Source organism: Terracoccus sp. 273MFTsu3.1 (assembly GCF_000383675.1).
Lineage (GTDB): Bacteria > Actinomycetota > Actinomycetes > Actinomycetales > Dermatophilaceae > Terrabacter.
This window is the reverse complement of record NZ_KB911820.1, coordinates 208,562-226,314: the sequence shown is the minus strand read 5'-3', so window position 1 is coordinate 226,314 and position 17,753 is coordinate 208,562. Positions and strand designations below refer to the sequence as shown.

Here is a 17,753-nt window from a genome sequence, read left to right as displayed (position 1 = left end):
ACAATGGTTGAATCCGGTGGAACCCGACGGCCACAGGGGGCCGTCGAAACCACGGCGACCGGCATACCCCTGCCTGCCCGTACGACCACCGCACGCTCTGCCCGAAGGACCACATCCGTGGACGAGTCCGCGCACACCCCTGAGCCCGACCCCCGCGTCCGCGACCCCGACGGGCGTGCCGCGACCGAGCCGGCCCCTCGCGCCCCGCTCGACGGGCTCGACCACGAGGTCGCGGACGATGCCCCCGAGCCCCGCCTCGACCCGGACGTCGAGGAGCAGGTGCGGACCCTGCTCGCCGGGGCGGCCGACCCGGGACCGATGCCCGCCGCCGTGTCCGAGCGCATCTCCGGCGCCCTGCTCGACGCGGCCCGGCTGCGGGTCGACCCCGGACCGCTGTCCGCCTCGCGAGGCGGCCCGCACGCCACGGGGACCGATGACGCGGACCACGGTTCCGTCCTCGCGATGGCGACCCGCGCCGACCGCCCCAGGCCGATCTACCTCGTGGCTGCGGTCGCCGCGGCGGCCGCCGTCGTCGCCGTGGGCGCCTCCGCCCTGCACGTGACCAAGCGGCCCAACGGCGCGGCGGTCGTCGGCGACACGTACGCCTCCGGGGCCACGACGTCCCCGCTCAGCCCGCCGGCCACCCCCGGTGGTCTGCACATCCAGCTCAGCACGACGGCATACACCGCCGGCACGCTCGCCACGCAGGCCCGTGAGCTGCTCGACCACCCGGGCCAGCCGATCCGCGACCTGGCAGCCGAGTCCCCGGGCATCGGGCCCATCGCGACGCCGATCGGGCTCGAGGCGTGCCTCGAGGAGATCGGCGCGGTCGGTGCCGCCGACCCGGCGCCCGAGGCAGTCTCGGCAGACCTCGCCACGTTCGCCGGTCGTCCAGCGGTCGTCGTCGTCGTCACGAGGGCCGGTGCCAGCACCGCCTGGGCGGTCGAGCGCAGCTGCACGACGGGCGCGCCGGGCCTGCTCGCGGCCGCCACGCCCGTCCCCTGAGCCCCACGAGAGCACTGGTATCACGCCCCGTCCCGCCACGCCGGTGCACCCGCGCAGGCTGGCGGGCGCGGGAACAACAACCGCCTAGGATCGGTTGAGGCCTATGCGGCTCGCGGCCTCCCGCCGTACCGGTTCCAGCCGGTCACCGGGCGGGGACGTGCGGCCACGACACGAGTTTCACGAGGAGCAGCCCACCATGTCCGACGTCCGCAACGTCATCATCATCGGCTCAGGCCCGGCGGGATACACCGCCGCCGTCTACGCCGCGCGCGCGAACCTCGCGCCTCTCGTCTTCGAGGGCGCCGTGACGGCCGGTGGGGCGCTGATGAACACGACCGAGGTCGAGAACTTCCCCGGCTTCAAGGACGGCATCATGGGGCCGGACCTCATGGACGGCATGCGCGCCCAGGCAGAGCGCTTCGGCGCCGAGCTCGTCACCGACGACGTCACGGCCGTCGACCTGACGGGCGAGGTCAAGACCGTCACCGATGGCGAGGGCACCGTTCACCGCGCCCGCTCGGTCATCCTCGCGATGGGCTCGGCCTACCGCGAGCTGGGCCTGCCCCGCGAGAAGGAGCTCTCGGGCCACGGCGTCTCGTGGTGCGCGACGTGCGACGGCTTCTTCTTCCGCGACCAGGACATCGCCGTCGTCGGCGGCGGCGACTCCGCCATCGAGGAGGCGACCTTCCTGACGAAGTTCGCCCGCACGGTGACGATCATCCACCGCCGCGAGGAGCTGCGCGCCAGCAAGATCATGGCCGACCGCGCCTTCGCCAACGACAAGATCCGCTTCGCCTGGAACTCCGAGGTCGCCGAGATCCACGGCGAGGGCAAGCTCTCCGGCATCACGCTGCGTGACACCGTCACCGGTGAGACCCGCGAGCTGGCGATCACCGGCCTCTTCGTCGCCATCGGCCACGACCCGCGCAACGAGCTGCTCGTGCCCGCCGACGCCACCCCGGGCACCCAGGGCGCCGACGGCGAGACCGTCGCGTTGGACGATGCCGGCTACGTGCTCGTCGACGGCCGCTCGACCCGCACCAACGTCCCGGGCGTCTTCGCCTGCGGCGACCTCGTCGACCACACCTACCGCCAGGCCATCACCGCTGCCGGTTCCGGCTGCGCCGCCGCCCTCGACGCCGAGCACTACCTCGCCGCCCTCGAGGACACCTCCTCACCCGCCGAGGCCGCTCACGAGGCCGCCGTCATCGACGAGACGGACTCGGGAGAGATCCCCGACCCACGCGTCACCGTCGGCGCCGACGCCTAACGTCGCCCTCAGCACCCGAACGCCGCCCCGAGCCACCCTGAGCCAACCCCGCGCCAACCACGAGAAGGAATCTCCATGGCACTGAAGAACACGACCGACGCCACCTTCGCCGACGACGTCCTCATGAGCGACAAGCCCGTGCTCGTCGACTTCTGGGCGACGTGGTGCGGCCCGTGCCGCAAGGTCGCCCCGATCCTCGAGGAGATCAACGAGCAGTACGGCGACAAGATCGAGGTCGTCAAGCTCGACACCGACGCCAACGTCGACACCGCCGCCCGCTACGGCGTCGTCTCGATCCCGACGCTCAACGTCTACGTCAAGGGCGAGGTCGTCAAGACGATCGTCGGCGCGCACCCGAAGCCGAAGCTGCTGCGTGAGCTCGAGGAGTTCATCGCCTGACCGGCAAACGTCGAAGGGGTGGTCCACCGTCACGGTGCCACCCCTTTCGCGTACTACGCTGCTGACGGCGCCCGACCGCTCCGGACTGACGCACAGCCACCCGCGACCCCACCGGAGCCCCTCAAGGAAAGGAGCCGGTATGACCCCACAGCAGTCAGTCGTGCTCCGGCGCGGCGACTCCGGCCCGGCCGTGGCCGCCGTGTGCGAACGCCTCGTCCTCTCGGGCGACCTCCCCGGCGGCTCGGGGCACAGCGACCGCTTCGGCGACGCCGTCTACGACGAACGCGTCGAGCAGGCCGTCAAGTCCTTCCAGCAGCGTCGTGGCCTCATCGTCGACGGCATCGTCGGCCGTTCCACGTATGCCGTCCTCGACGGCGCCCGGTGGGCCCTCGGCGACCGGGTGCTGCGCTACGTCCCCGAGCACTTCGTCGAGGGTGACGACGTCGTGGCCCTCCAGTCCCGGCTCGTCGAGCTCGGCTTCACGCCCGGCAAGGTCGACGGGCTCCACGGACCGAGCACCGACGCCGCCCTGCGCGCCTTCCAGGCCGCCGTCGGGCTCGTCCCCGACGGCACCGTCGGACCCGAGACGATGCGAGCCTTCGCGGGGCTGCGTCGGTCCGTCAGCGGCGGGTCGGCGAACGCCCTGCGCGAGCGCGAGCAGATCCGTCGCAGCGGCTACAGCCTCAGCGGACGCACGATCGTGCTCGACCCCGGACACGGTGGCGGCGACGTCGGCGCCCGGGGCCTGCGCGGCCTCGTCGAGGACCGCCTCGCGCTCGACCTCGCGCGCCGCATCGAGGGCCGGCTCTCCGCCCACGGCGTCAGCGTCGTCTTCACCCGCACCGAGGCCACCGACGGCGGCACCGACGAGGAGCGGGCGGCCTTCGCCAACTCCTGCGAGGCCGACCTCGTGCTCTCGCTCCACACCGACCACTCCGCCACGGGATCGGCTCACGGAGCCGCCACCTACTTCTACGGCCACCCAGACAACGCCGCCCACGCCGACTGGTCCGTCATCGGCGAGAGCTTCGCCGACCTGCTCCTGCGCGAGGTCGTGGCCCGCACCGGCCTGACGGACTGCCGCGCTCACGCTCGCACGTGGCCGCTGCTGCGACGCACGCGGATGCCGGCGGTCCGCCTCGACTTCGGCTACCTCAGCCACGAGGGGGACGCCTCGGCCCTGGACAACGCACAGACCCTCGACCACGTGGCCGAGGCCGTCGTCGTGGCCCTCCAGCGCGTCTACCTCGGCGATGCCGACACGTCGCGCACCGGGGTCCTGCGCCTCGACGACCTGCGTCGACACCTCGAGACGATGCACGCCCAGCAGGTGGGGGCCGAGCGCACTGTCGGCTGACCGCCCGCTGATCGCGGGCGACCGTCTCGACGGCTCAGCGTCGGTCGGTCACGTGCGCGTGGCTCGAGCCGTTGGGGTGCGTGTCGGGCACCGGCCGCACCCCGGGCACCCGATCTAGTGCTCGGACGATCGCTGCCGCGGCTCCGTCGCGCAACGTGATGGCCGTGCGCAGGTCGATCCGCAGCCGCGGGTATGCCGGATGGTCGCGTTCGACCCGGAAGCCGACCTTCTCGAGGAAGGCGACGTCGAGCACGCAGGCGTGCCTCGAGACGGCGAGCGGGCGCGCCGCCACCGCCTCGAGGGACCGTGTGCGGTGGCGCAGGGCGTCCTTCTCGGCGGACTGCACGAGGGCCTTGCGCAGTCCCCGTCCTGCGTACTCGGGCCTCGTGACCGCCGTGACGAGCATGAGCGTCGACGGGTCCTGTGGCGAGGTCGGGAAGGCCGCGAGCCGCGCGACGTGCCGCGCCGGTGCGAGGACGACGTGCCCCGCCGGGGTGCCGTCGACGTACGCGATCCGACCAGGAGGTCCCCACTCGGCCGTCACCGTCTCGACCCACTCGGCCAGCACGTCGAGCGGGTGACCGGCGTCGCTGTGGCCGTTGCGCGGCACCGTCTGCCAGAACGTGCACGGCGCACACGCTCCGACGAGGTCGCCGACGGCGTCGGGCGTCAGGGGCCGGAGCTCACGCATCGCGTCTCCTCACAGCCCTCATGCTCCCCATTCTGACCCGCTCCCACCCGGTCGGCACCATGACCACGAGAACCGCCGTGTCGAGCTGCTCTCGGGGTGGCCCTCCAGGTCGTCCCCGGGGTGCTGTCGCGGTCGCGCCCGGGCCGTGTCGAGGGTTGCCGTGGGCGCTCCCCGGGCCACGCCGCATACCGAATTAGGGTGGGGAGCATGAGCGAGCCGGGCACCTATGTCGAGAAGAGCTTCAAGCGCGACACGAACTACATCACGACCCGCATCACCGCAGACGGTCGGGACGGCTTCCCCGTCGAAGCGGGCCGCTACCGGCTCGTCGTCTCCCGGGCGTGCCCGTGGGCCAACCGCGCGATCATCGTGCGCCGGCTCCTCGGGCTCGAGGACGCGCTGTCGATGGGGATCTGCGGCCCGACCCACGACCGGCGCAGCTGGACCTTCGACCTCGACCCCGGCGGCCTCGACCCGGTGCTGCAGATCCCCCGCATCCAGGACGCCTACTTCAAGCGCGACCCGGAGTACCCCCGCGGCATCACCGTCCCCGCGATCGTCGACGTGCCGACCGGTGCCGTGGTGACCAACGACTTCAAGCAGATCACCGTCGACCTCGAGACCCAGTGGCGCGACCACCACCGCGACGGTGCACCCGACCTGTACCCCGAGGCCCTCGCCGACGAGATCGAGTCCGTGAGCGAGCCGATCTACCGCTTCGTCAACAACGGCGTCTACCGCTGCGGCTTTGCCGGCACCCAGGACGCCTACGACAAGGCCTACCGCCGGCTCTGGGAGAACCTCGACCTGCTCGAGGAGCGACTGTCGACCCGCCGCTACCTCGTCGGCGACCACATCACCGAGGCCGACGTGCGCCTCTTCACGACGCTCGTGCGCTTCGATCCCGTCTACCACGGCCACTTCAAGTGCAACCGGAGCAAGCTGATCGAGATGCCGGCCCTGTGGGGCTACGCGCGCGACCTCTTCCAGACGCCCGGTTTCGGCGACACGGTCGACTTCACGCACATCAAGCGGCACTACTACGTCGTGCACACCGACGTGAACCCGACGGGGGTCGTGCCTCTCGGCCCGTCGCTCGAGAACTGGGCGACGCCGCACGGCCGCGAGGAGCTCGGTGGTTCGCCGTTCGGTGACGGCACGCCTCCGGGACCGCCGCGGGAGGTCGTGCCGCCGGAGCACAACCCCGTGCTCGCCCTGCTGGCGGGCTGACCACGCACAGACGGCGTATGCCGGTGGGTTGCCTTGTCCTGCGAGGCAACCCACCGGCACCAGTTCGTCAGGAGCGGTAGAAGTCCGCGAGGACCGGAGCAAGCACCGGCGCTGGCACCTGGTGGAAGTCGCCGGGGAGCTCGACCGCCCGGGCGTCGGGCAGCGCGTCGGCCAGGACGGCGGCCGAGTCGTGCAGTGCCGGCAGCATCGTGCCGCTGCTGCAGACCGCGAGGAAGGGCACCGTCACGCGGCGCAGCGTCGAGGTGGGCAGGTTCTGGTCGTCACCGCCGAGGCAGAGACCGTCGTACTTGACCGTGTAGGTCATCGCGAGCATCGGCTCCCACATCGGTGTGCCCTTCATGCTCTCGACCATCTCGTCGGGCATCCCGACGACGATGTTGTTGAAGTAGCGCAGGATGCCCTCGCGGTCACCAGCCGCCTCGAAGCGCTCGAGGGTACCGATGTAGTCGTCCGGCGCCGGCCACGCGTCGCTGCGGTAGGGCACCTCGATGGCCGATCCCTTGGCGATCGGGGTGCCTCCGGCGATCGCCTCGATGACGAGCGAACCACCGGAGGAGACACCGAAAGCGTAGGCGGGAGAGTCGGACTCACCTGCAGCCGCGATGACGGCGGTGAGGTCCTCGACCTCGCGGGCCACCGCGTACGGCTGCGTGTCGCCGCTGTCGCCGCGTCCACGGCGGTCGTAGGTCACCCCCGTGAATCCCAGCTCGCCCAGCGCCTGGGCGAGGTCCCGGAACGCGCCGCGATCACAGAAGGCGCCACCGACGACGACCGCGACGGGTCCCGTCCCGTAGGCCTCGAAGGCGATGATCGTGCCATCTGCGGACGTGGCTTTCTCGAGCTGGCTCATGTCTGACTCCTCGCTGCGTGCGGCCCGCGTGTCGGACCCTCACTCCCCCGTCGATCGGGGCTCACCGTTCTCGACATTTTGATCATGGAAAGGCATGGCCGGATCACGTGCGCTTCCGGGAGAAGACCTCGCGACGGTCGGCCTCCGGCACCGTCTCCATGAACTCCGTGACGGCCTCCGAGAGCGCGGGCCACGTCTTGTGCTGCTCGATCGGCACGACGGTGGCGACGACCTGGTCGGCGTGCACCTCGACGAGGTTCCACGACTGTGGACCGTCGACGCCCATGAGCAGCTCACGCGGCGCCCCGACGTCGTCGACGTAGCTGACACCTCCCGCGACGATGACCGGGACCGAACCGAGCGCGCCGAAGCTCGTGACGTGGAGGTGTCCGCTGAGGACCGCACGGACGTCGCTGCCCTCCACGACGTCGCGCAGTCGGTCCACGTCGTCGAAGTCGAGCAGCTGCATCACCGGAGATCGGTAGGTGATGGGCGCGTGATGGATGACGAGGATCGTGCCGTGCTCCGCTGGTGTAGCGAGTTCCGTTGCCAGCCAAGCGTATTGGTCGTCGGAGAAGCCGCCGTGGTGATAGCCCGGCACCGCGGAGTCGACGGCGATGACGCGCAACCCCCCGCAGTCCGTGACGGTGTCCTGCGGGGCATCCGTGTCGACGCCGTGGAGCGTGCGGGCCATCGGGCGACGTTCGTCGTGGTTGCCGCCGGTGAGGACCAGGGCACAACCGAGCCGCGTCACGACGGGGTCGACGATGTCACGCAGCAGCTCGTACGCGGCGGGGTCGCCGCTGTCGGCGAGGTCACCGGAGATCACGAGGGCGTCGACCCGTTCCCCCGAGGACTCGACCCGCTTTAGGGCCTTGCGCAGCTGCGCCTCGGTGTCGATGTGACCGGCGAGAAGTCCGCCGCCGGCGATGAGGTGGGTGTCGGACAGGTGGGCGAGCACGTGGGTCGGCGACGGCCGCGATCCGGTGAAAGCCATGGCGCCAGCCTAGGCGGGCGGACCGGGCAGTGCGTGGCAGGTGGCTCTCCGTCGTCAGGGCCGAGGAAGACGTTCCGGATGCCGGCCCGCGTCGCCGGTGCGAGGCTGGGAGCGGAGGTCACGATGCCGATTCCTCGTGCGGTCACGCAGCTGAACAAGCGGTTCCTCAACAAAGCGCTCGTCCACCTGGCGGGCCATGGCTGGTTCGTCGAGCTCGAGCACGTCGGGAGGCGGTCGGGGCGCGTCTTCCGGGTGCCGATCATGGCCTTCGACCGGGGAGACGTCGTGACGATCGCCCTGACCTACGGCCGCGGCGTCGACTGGCTCGCCAACCTCCGGGCGGCCGGTGGTGGGCGGATGCGGCTGCGGGACGAGGTGCTGACCCTGGGCGCGCCCGTCGACCTCGTGGAGGACGAGGGCCGGTCCCGGATGCCACAGCCGCCCCGGGCGCTGCTGCCCGTCCTGGGCTGTCACGACTACGTCGAGATCCCCGTCCTGGATCGAGCGCCGTTCAGGGGCTGGTGAGTCGCGAGGGTCTCAGTGCCGCACCTGGCACGCGGGGCACCAGTAGAGACGCCGTCCGGCAATCTCCTTCTCCTGCAAGGGATTTGAGCATCTAGGGCACGGTTGTCCGGTGCGCTTGTAGACGAGGAACCTCCGTTCGAAGGTGTCGCCGAGCCGCTCCCCCGTCAGTCGTCGGCTGATCTCACGGGCTCGCCCCGACCGTTTCGCACGGGCGGCGGCCTCGACCTGGTCCGGGACGGTGATGATCTGCGAGAAGGCGCGACCGAGGGGCATGAGGAGCACGAGGTCGGCCCAGATCTCGCGCCAGACCTCCTCGGAGACGTCCACGCCTCTCGTGAACGGGTCGACCGCCAGACGATGAAGCACCTCGCAGCGGTAGACGTTGCCGACCCCGGCGACGACGGACTGGTCCATGAGCAGCTCCGCCACGGTGCGACGGCTACGGCGCATCCGCTCCCAGCCGGCATCCGCGTGTTGACCACGCCGCAAGGGGTCGGGTCCGAGCGTCCCGACGATCTCGCGTTGTCTCGCCCGGTCGACGAGGGTGCAGATCATCGGTCCGCGGAGATCGGCCCAGTGTTCGGGACCCACGAGCCGCAGTCGGACGGCTCCCACCGGCGACGGTGGCGCGGCGCCGGCGAGATGTTTCACGGGAAACATGCCGATCAGACCGAGGTGGACGTGCAGCGTCGCGTCCCCGATCTCGACGAACAGGTGCTTGCCCCACGCCTGGGCCCGCTCGAAGACTCGTCCGTCCAGGCGCTCGGCGTCGGCCGCGAACCGGCCCTGCGGACTCGACGCCTCGACCTCATGGCCCCGGAAGGCCCGGTCGAGGCGATCGGCGAGCGCGTGGATGGTGTGACCCTCGGGCATCCTCGTCCTCTCCGCCCTCTCGCCTCGGTGGCTCGATCCTGGTGGACGTACCCGATCCGCCACGCACCGGGTCCTGGCAGCGTCGTGCCAGTGACCGTGCAGGTCCTGGGGTTACCGTGGTGCGGGAGAGCAGAGTCAGGGGGCTGTGCCCGTGTGGCCGACCCCAACCGGACCCAGGGGGCCGCATGACCAACACCGCCAGCATCACGGCGGAGCCGGCGACGGGAGAGAGCCCGTCGTGGCGGCCCCGACGCACGCTGCCGGACTGGCTGGTGGTCCTCGGCGCCCTGTGCCTCGCCCTGCTCGTGACCGGCGCGGTGCTCCAGATAGCACACCCGTTCATCCGGCACGACGACTGGCCGTTCACCCTGGGCCGCCACGAGCCGGGGTCGGCCGCGCAGTTCAGCCGGAACCTCTACGAGGGTCGCTGGCTCAACACCGTCTACTGGTACGTCATCGGGCAGCGCACCTCGATCGTCGTGGCGTCCACGATCTTCGTCGTGGCGTACTCCGCCTTCGTGTGGGGGTTCGTCCGCGTGCTGGCACCGCCGACCCGGCTCGCCACGTTCGTGCTCACCTTCGCCGTGTTCGTGTCGGCGATCTGGATCCGCCTCATCTACTGGCCCGGCACGCTCTCGGCCTCGATGATCGTTGCCGCCACCGCCGTGTGGACGCTCCCCTGGGCCCGCCGACGTCGCTGGATGCTCGTGCTCTGGATGGCGGTCTTCGTCGTCCTGTCGATCCTGTCCTACCCGCCGGTGGCCGCCCTGGTGTTCCTCGCGTTCGTCGTCACGGAGCTCGGCGAGTCCACGCGCCGTCTGCTCGTCGGCGCCGTCGGCTTCGTCGCGTCGTACGGCATCGGTGTCCTGACGGTCTACGCCTTCAACTGGCTCGCGTTCGGCACCTTCGGCCTGGTCATCTCGGCTTGGCGGCGGCCCAACCCGCTCAAGAGCCTCGACGACCTCACGACCAACCTCGGGCGCTACGGCACGCAGTTCGCCTCCCTCATGATCCTTCTCGGATGGGCGGCGGTCATCGCCGTGATCTGCGTCGTGTGGGCGCTCATCGACTCCAGGACGCGCCGCGCGGCCGTCATCGTGCTCGGCGCGGTCGTCGTCGTCGTGGGACTCGAGGCGGGGCTCACCGTCTACTCCGGGGTGGTCACCGGCACCAGGGCTTCGCTCTGGGCGTGGCCGGCGGTGTGTCTGCCGGCGGCTTTGCTGCTCAGAGGAATTCGGCCTTCACGGATCGCCGGCCTCGTGGCTCTGGCGCTCATCGCCGTGGTCGGCGTCGTCTCCTGGCGCGCCGATCTCGGGGAGCACCGGGTGACGCGTGACCAGTACGACGTCATCGTCAGCGACACGGCAGCCCTGGTGGCTCAGCACCCCGGCGACGCCGTCGTCATGTGGATGGAGCCGCGCTGGAAGGCGACAGCCCAGGGCACGATGACCGCCGTCACGGTGCGGTCCATGCTCTACGACCAACAGGGCCTCTACCCGCGGTGGTGCGCGCCGACCGAGTGCGCGTCGATCGCCGAGGCGGTGCAGCAGGACCCCCGCGCCGATGTCCTGCGCGTCGACGGTCTCACCGTCGTGCGCATCCCCCGGCCGCCGGCTTGGCTCTGAAGGGTGGCGCGCGTCAGTCGCGCGTCGGGGACGCCATGCCCATGAGCCCGAGGATGCGGCGCAGGTCCTCCATCGAGGCGAACTCGACGGTGATCTTGCCCTTGCGCTGACCCAGGGCGATCGCGACCCGGGTCTCGAGGTGGTCAGAGAGCCCCGACGTGAAGTCGTCGAGCTGCGGGTGGCGGCTTCCTGCACGCGGACGGCGAGGCTTGGGCGCGTCGTTGCCCTCACCGAGCGCCACGAGCTCCTCGACGTTGCGCACGGACAGGCCCTCGGCCACGATCCGCTGGGCCATCCGCTCCATCGCTGCGCCGTCCGCCATGCCGAGCAGGGCGCGAGCGTGTCCGGCGCTCAGCACCCCCGCCGCCAGGCGTCGCTGGACGAGTGGCGGGAGCTTGAGCAGCCGCAGGGTGTTGGAGATCTGCGGTCGCGAGCGACCGATGCGCGTGGCGAGCTCCTCGTGGGAGCAGCCGAAGTCGTCGAGCAGCTGCTGGTATGCCGCAGCCTCCTCGAGCGGGTTGAGCTGGCTGCGGTGGAGGTTCTCCAGCAGCGCGTCGCGCAGGAGGTCGTCGTCGCTCGTGTCCTTGATGATGGCCGGGATGACGCCCAGGTCCGCAGCCTGCGAGGCACGCCAGCGACGCTCGCCCATGATGAGCTCGAAGGTCTTGCCCTCGGCCTCCTCGAGCTGGTCGGTGGGGATGCGCCGCACGACGATGGGCTGGAGCACGCCGATCTCGCGGATGGAGTGCACGAGCTCGCCCATGTGGTCCTCGTCGAAGACCGTGCGTGGCTGCTTGGGATTCGGACGGATCGAGTCGATGTCGAGCTCGGCGAACTCGGCACCCGGGACGACAGCGAGCCCGCTGCTCGTCGTCTCGACTACCGACACCGCAGCGTCGCTGCCGGACGCCGGCGCGCTCGAGGCGTCGGGGGTCGCCCGCGTCGTCAGGTCGGCGAGGCTGTCGGCGCTGGAGGGCGCCTCGGACGCCTCGGCCGTGGTGGGCTCCGCCTGCTTCTGCTCGGTGAAGAAGACGTCCACGGGTCGACCGGCGCCTCCGCTCGGCGCGCTCGGGATGAGTGCCCCGAGGCCTCGACCCAGTGCTCGACGCTTCTCCGCCATTCGCCAACCCCTCACCATCTCTGACGCGGCCATCGCGTCCGTCGGTCAGTCTAGGTGCACGCGACCGTCCAGCCCGCGCACCCGACTCATGTCGCGGCCCCGCGTCGACACGCCATGGGCGAAGTTCCACGTGAACCGCGCCCCGGCGTCTGGGCGGCCGCCAGTGTTTCACGTGGAACGGGCACGCCTACGCCGGGCCCCTCGGTGCTGCTCGTGTTCTCGAATGGACGTCTGGAAGTCTGGCGCCTGCTGCTGAGCAGCCTCGGTCGCGTTTCACGTGAAACGCTACCGAGGCGTTCGGGTTGGCACGAAAGTCGGCACGAACGTCGGCACGGACGAGGCGTCGGCGAGGCGTCGCCCGTTTCACGTGAAACGGCGAATCTCGACGTGCGCAGCCTCCGGGCGTCAGTGGTCTGTCAGGCCGAGCCGCACTGACCGTTTCACGTGAAACGGGGCCGCCACCCGAAGGTGACGGCCCCGCTCGGGCCGCATAGCGAGTCAGATCAGGTGCGACCAGCGGCTCCACGGTCGGCGATCTCGCCCGCCGCCTCGAGGTACGCCAGGGCACCACTGCTGGCCGGGTCATAGGTCATCACGGTCTCGCCGAAGCTCGGCGCCTCCGACACCCGGACCGAACGGGGAACAGACGTCCTCAGCACCTCTACGGGGAAGTGCTCACGGACCTCGTCGGCGACCTGTGCCGACAGGCGCGTCCGACCGTCGTACATCGTCAGCAGGATCGTGGAGACGTGCAGCGCCGGGTTGAGGTGGCGCTTGACGAGGTCGATGTTCTTGAGCAGCTGCGAGAGTCCCTCGAGGGCGTAGTACTCGCACTGGATGGGGATGAAGACCTCGCTGGCTGCGACCATGGCGTTGACGGTGAGCAGGCCCAGGCTGGGCGGGCAGTCGATGAGGATGTAGTCGAACTCGTGCCCGGCCTCGGCCGCGGCCGTGATGGCCTTCTGGAGTCGCGACTCACGAGCTACGAGCGAGACCAGCTCGATCTCGGCACCGGCGAGGTCGATCGTCGCCGGCGCGCAGTAGAGGTTCTCCACCGTGGTGCACCGCTGGACGACGTCGAGCAGCGGGGTGCCCTCGACGAGCACGTCGTAGATCGACGGGACCTCGGCGTGGTGGTCGATCCCCAGAGCCGTGCTGGCGTTGCCCTGGGGGTCGAGGTCGATGACGAGCGCCTTGAGCCCCGACTGCGCGAGCGCGGCCGCGACGTTGACCGTCGTCGTAGTTTTGCCGACGCCCCCCTTCTGGTTGGCGACGGTGAGCACCCGTGGACCCACGGGCTTCGGGAACGGACGGCCGGTCAGCTGGATGCGGCGACGCGCGTTCTCGGCGAGCTCCATGGCCAGCGGGGTGTCCTGACCGGCGGTCGGGATCGCCGCAGCGAGGGCCTCACGATCCGCGTGGTCGGCCCTGAGCTCGGAGGCGCGTCGGGCTTCGTCCACAGCGTTGTCCCCAGCCTCGTTCGACGTGATTTCCCGTTCAACAGAGGCGTTTCCCGGTGAGTCGTCCACCGCGTTGTCCACAGGGGCGGTGAGCACGTTCTGCCCCGGCTCCCCCTCTGGCACCTCCAGCTCGGCGGGTGTGGACCCCGACTCCTCGACCGGCAGGTCGTTCCGGGTCGCCCCTGCAGACGGCTCCGTCACCTCACGCTCGCCGAAGGCGGCGGCCTCGTCGGGGATCTGGTGCGCGGGCGTCGCCGGCGCCTCGTCGTGGCTCGGAAGGTCGTGGCCGAGCTCGACAGGATCTGGCTGCACGCCCGGCGCCTCGGTCTCCGAGGGCACGGGCTCGCTTCGGGCGTCCTCCACTTGGGGGTCCGGTTGACCCTCCAGGTCAGCCGATGGACCGTCCTGTCCGGGCTGGACGTCGCCGGTGTTCTCGTCGCCGGTGTTCTCGTCGACGGCGTACTCGTCGGTCACGTTGTCACCGGGCGCCGCTCCCACGTCATCGGTCCGCGACGAGGGGTCCGACGGACGCGGGGTCTCGACGACGTCGCCCGTCTCGGCCCGCGCCGCCTCGCCCGACGTCTCTCCGGACGTCTCTCCTGTCGTCTCTCGTCCCGACTCGGCCTGCTGCTCATCACTCGTTTCACGTGAAACGCCCAACATGCGCGCCAGCCACCCGAGACGTCGGTGCTCCGGTCCCGGCTCGGGTTCGCTCGGCCAGCCCAGGTTGGTCGACATCGTCACGGGCAGTGCACCTCCGGGGTTGAGGGACGGCCCGCGGCAAGATCCGCGTGGGTCATCCATCGAAATGGTCTGGACACGATCATGGCTGATGGCGCGGACGCCCGCCCGCTTCCGGGCCGGAGCGTCGCGAACCGCGCGGTCGATCGGCCCGACGGCGGGCCGATCCGGCACTGGAGGGTTGGCGCGAGCGGAACCGCCGACGGTCCACGACCTCGCCGATCGTCACCTGGAGCACGATGGTGGGCTCACCGAGGAGGTCGGCGCCGTACTCGTGCACTCCGGCATCGACGACGCCGAGACGCGTCAGGGCCGTCCGGCTCTCAGCCAGCTCGTCGGCGGCACTGCTCCCCTTGAGCGCGAGCAGGCTGCCGCCCGCCTCGAGCAGGGGAAGGGTCCATTCGGCGAGCTGGACGATGCGCGACACCGCCCGGGCCGTGACCCACGGGGCGTGCAGCCTGTCCCACATCGTCTCGGCCCGCGCCGTGTGCACCGTGACATTCGTCAGACCGAGCTGGGCGACGGTGCCCGACAGCCACCCGGTTCGCCGCGCGAGCGGCTCGACGAGGTGCAGCTCGAGGTCTGGTCGCGCGATGGCCAGAGCCAGACCGGGTAGACCGGCCCCCGACCCCACGTCGACGACCCGCTGCGTCTCCCGCGTGCGGGGGATCGCCTCGTGGACGACGCCGCAGTTGAGCACGTGACGGTCCCAGAGCCGGGGTGTCTCGCGCGGGCCGATCAGGCCGTGGCTGATCCCGGTGTCAGCCAGGATCGCCACGAAGTGCTTGGCCAGCGCGAGCCGGTCGCCGAAGACCGCCGAGGCGGCAGCCGGCGTCGGCGGCAGCTCCGCCGGGTCGAGAGCCTCGTGGGTCACGCGCTCTCACTCCTCGTGGATGCCGTCTGGGATGCAGCGGTCGGTACCCGTTTCACGTGAAACGGGACGTGGTCAGGCCGGGAGGATGACGATGTGACGGTGCGGGTCGACGCCCTCGGACTCGGACACGAGACCGGCGGCCGCGACCTCGTCGTGCACGACCTTGCGCTCGAAGGCCGTCATCGGCTCGAGCGTGCGCTTCGTCCCCGACTCCTGCACCTCGGCGATGGCGACCTTGGCCAGCTCGACGAGAGCCGAACGACGCTGCGCCCGGTGACCGGCGATGTCGAGCATGAGGCGGCTCCGCTCGCCGGTCTCGACCTGCACGGCCAGTCGGGTCAGCTCCTGCAGGGCCTCCAGCACCTTGCCGTCGGTCCCGACGAGGCGGCGCGGGACGCGGCCCTCGTCGGAGTCGACGATGGCGATCGCAGCACGGTCGCCGTCGACGTCGACGTCGATGTCCCCGTCGAGGTCGGCGATGTCGAGGAGGGTCTCGAGGAAGTCGGCCGCCACCTCACCCTCGCGCTCGAGCATCCGGACCCGGGACTTCTTGTCGCCCTTGTCAGCCTTGTCAGCCTTGCCGTCGTCCTCGGCAGCGGCCTCGTCGGAGTCAGCAGCCGCATCCGAGGCCTCGGCCGGCGCATCGGTCTCCGTCGTGTCGTCGCCCTGGGACGCGTCGACCGACGGGCTGGGCTCGGGGACCTCGGTGACCTGGTCGGTGGTGTCGCCACTGGTCCCACCGGCGATGGGCTCGGCAGTGGCGTCCGTGGGCGTCTCGACGTCCGTGGCCTGGGTGTCGCTCATTGGAAACTCCTTCGTTCACCGGGGCAAGATCTGTGGACAACTCACGTCTCCGCAGGTCAGAGGCCCCAAGGCAGTGTGGACAAGTGTGTGGATGAACCTCAGCGGCGATTCTTGGTCGGCTGCGTGCGGGCGCGCTTCTTGCCCTTCGGCTGCTGGCGCTGGCCCGACTTGGGCGCGTCGTCGGGGACGGTCTCGGTCGACTCGAGTCCCGGCACGGTGAGCTCCTGCATGTCCTTGCCCTTGCGCTTCATCCGCTCTCGGCGGGCCCGCTCGGCCTCGGACCCGGGAGCCGGCATGTTGCGGATGACGTAGAACTGCTGGCCCATGGTCCACAGGTTCGTCGTGAGCCAGTAGATCAGGACACCGATGGGGAAGTTGACGCCCGAGATCGCGAAGAAGATCGGCATCAGGTAGAGCAGGACCTTCTGCTGCTTCGCGAACGGGTTGTCCAACGCGGCCGCCGGCATGTTCTTGCGCATCAGCTGGTACTGCGTCGTGAACGTCGTGGCCGACATGAGGATGATGAGGACGGCCGTGAGGATCTTGACGTTGAGGCTGGCGCCCGGCGTCAGGAACGAGTCCGACAGCTTGGCCCCGAAGATCGTCGAGCTCTCGATCTGGGCCGCCACCTCGCGGGTGATCGGACCGATCGCGTCGTGCCCGGGCACGCCCTCGGCCTGGGCCTTGAGGTTGTTGAGCAGCTGGAAGAGCGCGAAGAAGAAGGGGCTCTGGATGAGGATCGGCAGGCAGCTGCTGAACGGGTTGGTCCCCGTGCGCCGGTAGAGATCCATGATCTCGGCCTGCTGGGCCTTCTGGGACTCCGGGTCCCGCTTGCCCTTGTACTTCTTCTGGATCTTCTGCATCTCCGGCTGGATGAGCTGCATCCGGCGGGAGGAGTGGATCTGGCGCACGAAGAGCGGGATGAGCAGGAGGCGGACGACGACCGTGAGGCCGACGATCGACATGGCCCAGGCCCAGCCGGCCAGGTCACCGTTGAGGCCGATCTTGTCGAAGAGCCAGTGCCAGCCGTACATGACCCAGGCTTCACCGAGCTTGATCGGATAGAGCAGGGTGTTGAAGAAGTCGATCACGTGTTTCCTCTGTGGTCTGGTGGGCCGGCCGGTTCAGCTCGGGCTCGAGGTGTCTGGGCCACTCACCACTGATCGGCAACCATATGCCGGTTGGTCAGGTCGTGGGTTCGCGGCGGGAGACCGCGTGGGGGACAGCGTGTGGGGCGTGCTCGTCGTGCTGGTGGTCGTGCTCGCCGTCGGTGGCTCCGGCCGGGCGGAAGTCCTCCGGCCGCACGTCGTTGCGCGTGGCCCACGTCCGGGGAACGGGGTCGACCCCGCCCGGGTTCCACGGGTTGCAGCGACCGAGCCTGCGGATCGCGAGCCAACCCCCACGAACCGGGCCGAACCGGGTCAAAGCGGTGACGGCATACGCGGAGCAGCTGGGGTAGAAGCGGCAGCTGGGGCCGGTGAGCGGGGAGACGAAGCGCTGGTAGAAGCGGACCGCCAGCACCAACGGAGCCGCGAGCACCTGGTTGACCGTTGGGCTCATGGCCGGCACGCCTTCTCGAGCTGGCGCCCGACGGCGAGGTCGAGCTCGTCCCACGACGCCTCGGCCGCGGCCGGGTTGGCGCGCACGACGAGGTCGAGGCCAGTCGGTATGCCGGTCAGCCGGGTCGCGATGCTGGCGCGCAGCCGACGCTTGGTGCGGTTGCGCACGACGGCGTTGCCGACGGCCTTGGACACAACAAAACCGACGCGCGGCGGAAGTTCCGCACGCGCATCGGTCCGGTTGGCATGCACGACGATGAGTCGCCCGCCTGCTCTGCTGGCGCCGGGCCCGCGTACTGCCGTCGTGAAGTCCGCCCGCTCACGCAGTCGGTGACGTGCCGGCAGCACGCCG

The 17,753-nt window shown here is 70.5% G+C and carries 18 protein-coding genes; 7 read left to right on the top strand and 11 right to left on the bottom strand.

All coding sequences use genetic code 11. The features are described 5' to 3' along the window. Nucleotides 1-117 precede the first annotated feature (117 nt). The 4 genes from H283_RS0100980 to H283_RS0100965 all read left to right on the top strand — a co-directional run bounded on the left by H283_RS0100980 (nt 118) and on the right by H283_RS0100965 (nt 4,031). Nucleotides 118-1,005 (top strand): hypothetical protein, encoded by an 888-nt coding sequence (locus tag H283_RS0100980; RefSeq protein WP_020141637.1) that lies wholly within the window; start codon nt 118-120, stop codon nt 1,003-1,005. A 196-nt stretch (nt 1,006-1,201) separates the two neighbouring features. Continuing rightward, nucleotides 1,202-2,275, top strand: coding sequence for a thioredoxin-disulfide reductase (gene trxB, locus H283_RS0100975; protein ID WP_020141636.1), 1,074 nt, complete (start codon nt 1,202-1,204; stop codon nt 2,273-2,275). A 69-nt stretch (nt 2,276-2,344) separates the two neighbouring features. Then, nucleotides 2,345-2,674, top strand: a complete 330-nt coding sequence (gene trxA, locus H283_RS0100970) for a thioredoxin (RefSeq protein ID WP_028785244.1) — start codon at nt 2,345-2,347, stop codon at nt 2,672-2,674. Between the two features lie 139 nt (nt 2,675-2,813). Beyond that, nucleotides 2,814-4,031, top strand: coding sequence for an N-acetylmuramoyl-L-alanine amidase (locus H283_RS0100965; RefSeq protein ID WP_020141634.1), 1,218 nt, complete (start codon nt 2,814-2,816; stop codon nt 4,029-4,031). Nucleotides 4,032-4,065: 34 nt separating this feature from the next. On the opposite strand, the gene H283_RS0100960 is transcribed toward H283_RS0100965, so the two are convergent. After that, nucleotides 4,066-4,722, bottom strand: coding sequence for a GNAT family N-acetyltransferase (locus H283_RS0100960; RefSeq protein ID WP_020141633.1), 657 nt, complete (start codon nt 4,720-4,722; stop codon nt 4,066-4,068). A gap of 207 nt (nt 4,723-4,929) precedes the next feature. Here H283_RS0100960 and H283_RS0100955 point away from each other — a divergent pair, with 207 nt between their 5' ends. After that, entirely contained in the window at nt 4,930-5,952 is a 1,023-nt protein-coding gene (locus H283_RS0100955) for a glutathione S-transferase family protein (protein ID WP_020141632.1), read from the top strand. Nucleotides 5,953-6,019: 67 nt separating this feature from the next. Here the strand turns inward: H283_RS0100955 and H283_RS0100950 are convergent, their stop codons facing one another. Both H283_RS0100950 and H283_RS0100945 read right to left on the bottom strand, forming a co-directional pair. After that, nucleotides 6,020-6,823 carry an alpha/beta fold hydrolase gene (locus H283_RS0100950; protein ID WP_020141631.1) on the bottom strand — a complete coding sequence of 268 codons (804 nt, stop codon included), beginning with the start codon at nt 6,821-6,823 and terminating at the stop codon, nt 6,020-6,022. A 103-nt stretch (nt 6,824-6,926) separates the two neighbouring features. Next, nucleotides 6,927-7,820 (bottom strand): metallophosphoesterase, encoded by an 894-nt coding sequence (locus H283_RS0100945; RefSeq protein ID WP_020141630.1) that lies wholly within the window; start codon nt 7,818-7,820, stop codon nt 6,927-6,929. A gap of 123 nt (nt 7,821-7,943) precedes the next feature. On the opposite strand from H283_RS0100945, the gene H283_RS0100940 reads away from it, so the two are divergent. Continuing rightward, the gene (locus H283_RS0100940; RefSeq protein WP_043648088.1) at nt 7,944-8,345 is read left to right on the top strand and encodes a nitroreductase family deazaflavin-dependent oxidoreductase; all 402 of its coding nucleotides are present in this window, start codon (nt 7,944-7,946) and stop codon (nt 8,343-8,345) included. A 12-nt stretch (nt 8,346-8,357) separates the two neighbouring features. Here H283_RS0100940 and H283_RS0100935 read toward each other — a convergent pair whose 3' ends face one another. Further along, nucleotides 8,358-9,218: an Fpg/Nei family DNA glycosylase gene (locus H283_RS0100935; RefSeq protein WP_020141628.1), complete on the bottom strand. Its 861-nt coding sequence runs from the start codon at nt 9,216-9,218 to the stop codon at nt 8,358-8,360. 185 nt (nt 9,219-9,403) lie between these two features. Here H283_RS0100935 and H283_RS0100930 point away from each other — a divergent pair, with 185 nt between their 5' ends. After that, entirely contained in the window at nt 9,404-10,843 is a 1,440-nt protein-coding gene (locus H283_RS0100930) for a hypothetical protein (RefSeq protein ID WP_020141627.1), read from the top strand. A gap of 13 nt (nt 10,844-10,856) precedes the next feature. Here H283_RS0100930 and H283_RS0100925 read toward each other — a convergent pair whose 3' ends face one another. From H283_RS0100925 to rnpA, 7 genes are all read right to left on the bottom strand, one after another. Continuing rightward, a complete protein-coding gene (locus H283_RS0100925) occupies nt 10,857-11,963 on the bottom strand; it encodes a ParB/RepB/Spo0J family partition protein (RefSeq protein ID WP_028785242.1) in 1,107 nt (368 codons plus the stop codon). A 503-nt stretch (nt 11,964-12,466) separates the two neighbouring features. Continuing rightward, on the bottom strand, nt 12,467-13,897 hold the full coding sequence (locus H283_RS23595) for a ParA family protein (RefSeq protein ID WP_369791893.1): 1,431 nt from the start codon (nt 13,895-13,897) through the stop codon (nt 12,467-12,469). Between the two features lie 349 nt (nt 13,898-14,246). Next, the gene (gene rsmG / locus H283_RS0100915; RefSeq protein ID WP_020141624.1) at nt 14,247-15,038 is read right to left on the bottom strand and encodes a 16S rRNA (guanine(527)-N(7))-methyltransferase RsmG; all 792 of its coding nucleotides are present in this window, start codon (nt 15,036-15,038) and stop codon (nt 14,247-14,249) included. 72 nt (nt 15,039-15,110) lie between these two features. Then, nucleotides 15,111-15,842 carry a R3H domain-containing nucleic acid-binding protein gene (locus H283_RS0100910; protein ID WP_020141623.1) on the bottom strand — a complete coding sequence of 244 codons (732 nt, stop codon included), beginning with the start codon at nt 15,840-15,842 and terminating at the stop codon, nt 15,111-15,113. 98 nt (nt 15,843-15,940) lie between these two features. Beyond that, entirely contained in the window at nt 15,941-16,933 is a 993-nt protein-coding gene (gene yidC, locus H283_RS0100905) for a membrane protein insertase YidC (RefSeq protein ID WP_020141622.1), read from the bottom strand. A 94-nt stretch (nt 16,934-17,027) separates the two neighbouring features. Beyond that, nucleotides 17,028-17,402 (bottom strand): membrane protein insertion efficiency factor YidD, encoded by a 375-nt coding sequence (gene yidD, locus H283_RS0100900; protein ID WP_043648082.1) that lies wholly within the window; start codon nt 17,400-17,402, stop codon nt 17,028-17,030. Continuing rightward, nucleotides 17,399-17,749, bottom strand: coding sequence for a ribonuclease P protein component (gene rnpA, locus H283_RS0100895; RefSeq protein ID WP_028785241.1), 351 nt, complete (start codon nt 17,747-17,749; stop codon nt 17,399-17,401). Before rnpA ends, yidD begins: the two co-directional genes overlap by 4 nt. Between the last annotated feature and the right edge of the window lie 4 nt (nt 17,750-17,753).